At 41.3% G+C, this 7058-nt stretch carries 8 protein-coding genes; 6 read left to right on the forward strand and 2 right to left on the reverse strand.

Annotated elements, in window-relative coordinates; translation table 11 throughout:
* The coding region (locus WBM49_RS11790) for a DUF1569 domain-containing protein (protein WP_424372252.1) at nucleotides 1–435 on the reverse strand (435 nt) is incomplete at its 3' end.
* A 59-nt stretch (nucleotides 436–494) separates the two neighbouring features.
* Here WBM49_RS11790 and radC point away from each other — a divergent pair.
* From radC to WBM49_RS11820, 6 genes are all read left to right on the forward strand, one after another.
* Nucleotides 495–1193 carry a RadC family protein gene (radC, locus tag WBM49_RS11795; RefSeq protein ID WP_424372253.1) on the forward strand — a complete coding sequence of 233 codons (699 nt, stop codon included), beginning with the start codon at nucleotides 495–497 and terminating at the stop codon, nucleotides 1191–1193.
* Nucleotides 1194–1195: 2 nt separating this feature from the next.
* Nucleotides 1196–2491, forward strand: coding sequence for a polysaccharide deacetylase family protein (locus tag WBM49_RS11800; protein WP_424372254.1), 1296 nt, complete (start codon nucleotides 1196–1198; stop codon nucleotides 2489–2491).
* Complete coding sequence (locus tag WBM49_RS11805) at nucleotides 2484–3173, forward strand: YjjG family noncanonical pyrimidine nucleotidase (RefSeq protein WP_424372255.1); 690 nt, start codon at nucleotides 2484–2486, stop codon at nucleotides 3171–3173. The genes WBM49_RS11800 and WBM49_RS11805 overlap by 8 nt, the downstream gene beginning before the upstream one ends.
* 70 nt (nucleotides 3174–3243) lie before the next feature.
* The gene (locus WBM49_RS11810; RefSeq protein ID WP_424372256.1) at nucleotides 3244–3786 is read left to right on the forward strand and encodes a hypothetical protein; all 543 of its coding nucleotides are present in this window, start codon (nucleotides 3244–3246) and stop codon (nucleotides 3784–3786) included.
* On the forward strand, nucleotides 3783–5228 hold the full coding sequence (locus WBM49_RS11815) for a DUF5723 family protein (RefSeq protein ID WP_424372257.1): 1446 nt from the start codon (nucleotides 3783–3785) through the stop codon (nucleotides 5226–5228). Before WBM49_RS11810 ends, WBM49_RS11815 begins: the two co-directional genes overlap by 4 nt.
* A gap of 10 nt (nucleotides 5229–5238) precedes the next feature.
* Nucleotides 5239–6123 carry a hypothetical protein gene (locus tag WBM49_RS11820; RefSeq protein WP_424372258.1) on the forward strand — a complete coding sequence of 295 codons (885 nt, stop codon included), beginning with the start codon at nucleotides 5239–5241 and terminating at the stop codon, nucleotides 6121–6123.
* Here the strand turns inward: WBM49_RS11820 and WBM49_RS11825 are convergent.
* On the reverse strand, nucleotides 6120–7058 hold a 939-nt coding region (locus WBM49_RS11825; RefSeq protein WP_424372259.1), incomplete at its 5' end, for a replication-associated recombination protein A. The two genes, WBM49_RS11820 and WBM49_RS11825, sit on opposite strands and share 4 nt — an antisense overlap.

A 7058-nucleotide genomic window follows, 5' to 3' on the forward strand; every position in this document is an offset into this window, starting at 1 on the left:
AAACTGTTGTAAATGATGGTCCAAATGTTTGTATTGCATTGCACCCCATTGGTCATGTGTAAATACGCCAAAAAGCGGGTGGGGATTCCATGTGGTTCTATCTTTTAATTGATAAAAGTCGGTTACCATTTCTCGTAAAATAGCACGTTCACTCTCAAAATCCTTTTCTTCTTTGGCTTTTGCAAAAGAGGAGGTGGGTAGATTTTTTCGCCAGGGTTTCTCATTGTAAAGAGATTTTTTAAAGAACCACTTTATTAAAATATTCCCTGTTTTATTAGTGGGTTTGTTATGAATGGCAACCTTTAGGGGTATCTGGCAATGCCAAACCATTTGCCCAACGGTCATTTTCCCCCAGTTCCCGGTATCAGATTCCTTTAAAGTATTGATCCTTTCCAGAATCTCATCATAATTGGCCTTTTCAAATAACGATTTCATCGACTTCTGAATTTACATAAGAAATGTACATTAAAAATTTTAGTTGTTTATCTTTAGACATGCAAAAAAAGAGGACTTCCTTTTCCATTAAGTCGTGGGCCGATGATGACAAGCCTCGTGAAAAACTGCTTCACAAAGGAAGGAGTGTACTTTCTGATGCGGAGTTATTGGCTATTTTGATAGGTTCTGGTAGCCGGGACGAAAGTGCCGTGAGTCTGGCCAAAAGGATCCTTAAAAGTGCAGATAACAACCTCAATGTTCTTGGAAAAATCTCGGTACGCCAACTCATGCAATTCAAGGGAATTGGGGAAGCCAAGGCGGTAGCCATTGCTGCTGCTTTGGAAGTAGGCAGAAGGAGAAGGGAAGGCGAAGATGCCCAGGTAACAAAGATTAGCAGTAGTGAAGATGCGTATACTGTCTTAAGGCCTGTTCTGGGGGAATTAGAGCATGAGGAATTCTGGATCATTTATCTAAATAATGCCAACACTGTTCTCCATAAATCTCAACTGAGCAAAGGAGGTATTACCGGCACATTGGTAGATAGCAGATTGGTTTTAAAAAAAGCGCTTGAACTCGGTGCTGTGGCCCTAATTCTGGCACATAATCATCCCTCCGGAAATCTTAAACCCAGTGAAGCCGATAAAAAAATAACGGTGAAACTACAGCTGGCCGCACAAGCGTTAGACATAAAAGTTTTGGATCATCTTATCATTTCTGAAAAGACCTTTTTCAGTTTTGCAGACCATCAAATATTATAAAGATGTTGTTGATCTATACCCATAAGATTACTCCCCGTTTCACCTATATCATGAAGCAGATCTTTCTAAGGATACTGGGAATTGAAGTAGGATTCACAACCAAGGTAGAAGATTTTATTAAGCATAGCGGCCCTAAGATCACCTATACAAAACAGCCTTTACAAAACGAGTTCTTTATAAGAAGTCACCCGTTGTTATTTGAACACGGCATTAATGATTTGCAGATAACCATGAGTGAATGGGGGGATACCCCCTGTTTTTTCCCTACCGGTGAACGAAGTAATGTTCCCTATGATATTTTTGCTGCCAGTTTTTACCTCTTGTCCAGATATGAAGAATATGTGCCGCACGTAAAAGATCTATTTGGCAGATTTCCCTACAAAGAAAGTATGGCGCATCAACACGGTTTTCTTCAACAACCTGTGGTAGATCTTTGGGCTCAGAAATTGGTACATCTTTTAAAAGAACGCTTCCCGACACTGGAACAAAAACCTAAATCGGTAAGATTCACTTCCATTATAGACGTTACAGTATCTCATAGTTTTGCACACCGGGGGCTTTTTCGAGGAAGTGTAGGGGTGTTTCTGGATCTGATAGGATTAAAATTCCGAAAAGTAATGCAACGCTTACTTGTTTTGAGTAAGTTCAGGAAGGATCCCTATGATAATTTTTCCGAACTGATAGCCCTTCATAAGAAACACGGTGTTTCCAGTATGTTCTTTTTTCAATATGCCCGTTACTCCAGATATGATAAAAATATTTCAACCGAGAATAACGCTTTTAAGCATTTGATAAAATCTGTAGCGGACTATAATAGTGTTTCATTGGCGGCTTCTTACAGTTCATTTTCCAATATGGATTTGCTAAAATTGGAGAAAGAAAACCTTACCAATGTCATTAATAAGGCGGTTACCTATGTCCGACTTCGATATAACAGGGTAGATATTCCTGAGACCTATCGCAATTTGGTGGGTGCTGAGTTTACGGATGACTTCAGTATGGGATTTACCCATGAAACAGGTTTTAAAGCAGGTACCTGTACGTCCTTTTACTTCTACGATATACCCCTGGAAATTCAACAACCCATAAAGATCCATCCTTTTGCCATGCACGATTATGCCTTGTTGAAATATGAGAGCGAAGAAGAGATCTTTAAGGAGTTAGACCAACTTTATGAACAAGTAAAACAGGTTAATGGACATTTTATGACAGTGTTTTCGAATGAACTTTTGGGTTCCGAACAAAAATTAAACTGGATTGAGCTTTATGACAAAATCGTAGCACGTTACCATGTATAGAGAACTTGTTACCGATGTATTTTTTGATCTGGATCATACCCTGTGGGATTTTGAAAAAAATTCAGCGCTTACCTTCCAAAAGATCTTTGAAGAGCACAATGTACGTGTAGAATTAGAAGATTTTTTAAGGGAATATGTTCCTGTCAACCTGGCTTTTTGGAAATTATACAGGGAGAATAAAATTCAAAAAGAGGCCCTGCGCTATTTAAGGCTTAGAAAGGTATTTGATTCTCTAAAATACCCTATCGACGATCTTCTTATTACCTTGCTGGCGGATGCCTACATTGAACACCTGTCTACCTATGACCACCTATTGCCCTATTCCAGGGAAATCCTCAATTATTTGAAACCCACGTACAGGATGCATATCATTACGAATGGGTTTGAGGAAATACAGGCAAAGAAACTTAGAAACTCAAATATTCATGGGTATTTTGAGCAGGTGATCAATTCAGAAATGGCCGGCGTAAAGAAACCCGATCCGTTTATATTCCAACTTGCATTAGAAAGAACAGGAGTTCTTCCAAACAGGGCCCTTATGATAGGCGATAATCTGGAAGCAGACATTATTGGGGCACGCGCTGTAGGATTTCATACCATCCATCTAAATGTTCATAAAGATCCACTACATAAGCACGGGGAAATCATTGATGATCTTCGTGAAATAAAATTGTATTTATAAAGTTATATAGGATATAGCGGTTTGGCTTAAAAGCTGTTTTTCATGCTTTTACCCAAACAATGTATGCGAGATGAAAAAATTATTCTTTATATTTTTTGTTTGCTTCTTTGTGCTTTCATCCTGTGTGGAAGAACAAAATTTTGATCAGTTCGATGACCTGGCGATCATTCCGACCATAGAAGCCAGTATTTTGTATGTGGAAAGTCCGGAAAGTGTAATCAATGATGCGACAGGTGCCGTGTGGTACACTCAGACGTTCAATTTTGATGCCTTTAACGAGAATTTCTTCGCAGAAAACGTTTTGGACGGAGTCATTATCTATGAGCTTGAAAACACTACCAGCAAAGAGTTAGAAGTCATATTAGAATATTTGGATGAGGCAGGGAATGTGCTGGATACGGAAACCTTTAACATAGACCCCGCTCCAACGGCTGTACTAAGGCGAGAAACAAACTATGGTACACCAACAGGACGCAGTTTAGACATACTTCGCAACACTTCGCAGATCCGTGTAAATGCCAGTAATCTTGGTGATACCACCAGTACTTCATCCTTACAGGATCCCAAGATTATATTTAGATCTAGTGGTAAATTCAGGGTAGAACTAAAATGAGAGAACGGTTACTTCTTATGTTAGCCGTGCTTTTTGGTATTGCGCCCCTTTTCTCTCAGAATAAGGAGTTGCTCTATGATTTTACAGAGATTCCTCAGGCCATTTTATTAAATCCCGGAATGAATACCTCTTTTTCCTGGTATGCAGGAATACCACTCGCTTCAGGTATCTATGGACAAGCCGGGACCAGCGGTATCACAGTAAACTCCTTATTCGCAAATGATGGGCTGGATGTAAATGATAAGGTTCGTGCCAGGGCACTCAATGGGATGAGCAAAAGAGATGAGTTTGGGGCAACCCTCCAAATAGACCTGCTTCATGGGGGGTATAGAAGTAAAAAGAATCCGAAACAATTTTATTCCTTTGGGGTTTATTTTGAATCGAATACCATTCTTTATTGGCCACAGGATCTGGCCTATCTTGCTTTTGACGGAAATGCAGATCAACTGGGAAGACGATTCGATCTGGGGCATTTAAAAACCAGGGGAGAGGGTCTTACCGTTTTTCACTTTGGTATAAATAGGGAAATTGATAGAAAATTAACGGTAGGGGCCAGGGGCAAGATCTATTCCGGGATCTACGATTTTCATTCTTCCGGGAATACAGGCTATTTTGTTACCAATGAAGGGCAGAATAACCTGCTGTCTAATACCCTGGTTGCCGATATGCAACTAAGGACCTCAGGGTTTGAGGAGATCAGGGCAATTTTGGATAATGAGATATCAGGAAGTGTCGCCAATGTGATCACCAAAAGAGCCCTTTTGGGAGGAGATCTGGGGTTGGGAATAGATCTGGGGTTTACCTACAATTTAAATCAACGAACCGTAATTACAGGTAGTCTGCTAGATCTGGGATTTGTTTACCACGCCGGGGATGTTAAAGGATATTCCTTGCAGGGAAGTGCCACTACTGAAGGTGTAGAGATCATCTTACCGGATGCCTTTAGTGATCCGAACGCCGATTTTTGGCAAGATCTTGTAGATGAAATTGAAGGCTTATTGCCTTTCGAAGACAACAACAGTAGCTATATAACATTTAGGCCCACTCAGCTATATGGCTCCATCCGCTATAATTTTGGAGAGCCTGTGAATGGAGATCTGGATTGTGATTGTGATATAGGGGTAACAGATGCCAACACTCGCTTCCAATACCGAAATGCCCTTGGAGGTCAGCTTCATATGATCAACAGGCCACGAGGACCGCAAGCAGCCCTGACAGCCTTTTATCTAAGGCGCGTTGGTAACTTCATGGCAGTGAAGACCACCTATACGGTAGACAAATTCTCTATGAGCAACATCGGACTTGGAGTTAATTTTCAATTGGGTCCGGTAAATTTATATGCAATGGCCAATAACTTACTGGGATACCAAAACCTGGCAGATAGCCACTACGCATCTTTTCAGATAGGATTAAATATCCTATCTTGGGGCTCCAATAGATAATAAATTTAACATGAAATATCTCTGCCTTTTTCTTTGCCTTGTGATGGGTTACAGCGCCCATGCACAAGCCGTCTTAAATGAGTTTAAATACGTCATTGTTCCTAAGAAATTTGAGAGATTCCGCAGCGAAAATCTTTACCAAAGCAGTACACTTGTTAAATATTACCTTGAAAACCAGGGGTTCAACGCCTTGTATGAAGACGCTTTGCCGCAGGACCTGGTGGCAGACCGCTGTCTTGGCCTGGTTACTTCCCTGGAAGTGAATTCTTCGTTGTTCACCACCAAGGTAGCCGTGGTGTTTAAAGACTGTCAAGGGATAGAACAGTATAGGACGCAGTTTGGGAAAAGTAAGGCAAAAGAATACAAAGATGCCTATAGAGAATCAATTGCTGATGCGTTTCAGTCCTTAAAAACCTTCAAACACTCCTACAAGCCTAAAGGTAATAGCAAAGAGACCGTTGTTTTGAATTTCAGGGACGATGTAAAAGAATTGCCCGCGGTTGTTACCAAACCAAAAGAACAAACTATCCCAGTGCAGACGGCTGATTCAGAAATTCAAAGGGGGGAAGATAAGGATAAGGAAAAGATGCCGTCCTTAACGGAGCCTACGGAGGTTATGGAGGCGATCTCGATCGAAGATGCTATTTCTGAGGTAACTGAGCCGGCCGCTTCTGAAGTTAGAACCCTGTACGCCCAAAAAACGGAAACAGGATTTCAATTGGTAGATACAGTACCTAGTATACAGTTTTATGTAAAAGAAACTTCACTCCCAACAGTTTTCATGGCGGAAAGGAAAGGGCAACAGGGCTTGATCTATAAAAGCGATGAACAGTGGATCTTCGAATATTACGAAGGGAATGATAGATTACAAGAAGTACTTCAAATTAAATTTTAAAGGTTGTATTTATCCTTCCATCTGTTTAACAAAAATTCTTTGATGGCTTTTTCCCTTGTATTTTCTCCCGGCTTGTAAAAGGCGGTGCCTGCGATAGACTCCGGTAAAAATTCTTCTTCAATAAAATTATGGGTGTAGTCGTGCGCATATTTATAGCCTTCGCCATAGCCCAGCTCTTTCATGAGCTTGGTGGGTGCATTTCGAAGTGCAATGGGCACAGATAGGTCGCCGTGCTCACGAACGGCTTGCTGCGCCTGCTTAATAGCTAAATAACTGGCATTGCTTTTAGGACTGGTGGCGAGATAAATAGCACATTGACTTAGGAGGATTCGAGCCTCCGGATACCCAATAGTGGTTACGGCCTGAAAAGTGTTATTGGCTACCACCAGGGCAGTAGGGTTTGCCAAGCCTATATCTTCTGAGGCCGATATCAAAAGTCTTCTGGCTATAAATTTTACATCCTCACCACCTTCTATCATTCTTGCTAACCAATAAACGGCGCCCTGGGGATCACTGCCTCGAATAGATTTAATAAAGGCCGAAATGATGTCGTAGTGTTGCTCGCCGGTTTTGTCATAGAGGACAGTGTTTTTCTGAACCTTGGTCATTACAAGATCATTGGTGATGGTGATTTTACCGGTGGCTTCTGAATTGATCACCAATTCAAAAATATTCAGCAATTTTCGTGCGTCCCCACCAGATAGACGCAATAAGGCCTCCGTTTCTTTCAACACAATTTCTTTTTCCCGGAGAAGGCCGTCTTCTTTTATGGCGCGGTTGAGAAGTGTTTCAAGGTCTTCTTTCCCAAAGGAGTTTAAGATGTACACCTGGCACCTGGATAGGAGGGCGGGGATCACTTCAAAACTTGGATTTTCAGTAGTTGCCCCTCTAAGCGTGATCCAGCCTTTTTCGACTGCCCCGAGCAGTGAATCTTG

This window comes from Muriicola sp., from assembly GCF_049669965.1.
GTDB lineage: Bacteria > Bacteroidota > Bacteroidia > Flavobacteriales > Flavobacteriaceae > Muriicola.

Bases quoted from the DNA above. Each gene is read 5' to 3' on its own strand.
- radC (WP_424372253.1), top strand. From the start codon at position 495: ATGCAAAAAAAGAGGACTTCCTTTTCCATTAAGTCGTGGGCCGATGAT.
- WBM49_RS11800 (WP_424372254.1), top strand. From the start codon at position 1,196: ATGTTGTTGATCTATACCCATAAGATTACTCCCCGTTTCACCTATATC.
- WBM49_RS11805 (WP_424372255.1), top strand. From the start codon at position 2,484: ATGTATAGAGAACTTGTTACCGATGTATTTTTTGATCTGGATCATACC.
- WBM49_RS11810 (WP_424372256.1), top strand. From the start codon at position 3,244: ATGAAAAAATTATTCTTTATATTTTTTGTTTGCTTCTTTGTGCTTTCA.
- WBM49_RS11815 (WP_424372257.1), top strand. From the start codon at position 3,783: ATGAGAGAACGGTTACTTCTTATGTTAGCCGTGCTTTTTGGTATTGCG.
- WBM49_RS11820 (WP_424372258.1), top strand. From the start codon at position 5,239: ATGAAATATCTCTGCCTTTTTCTTTGCCTTGTGATGGGTTACAGCGCC.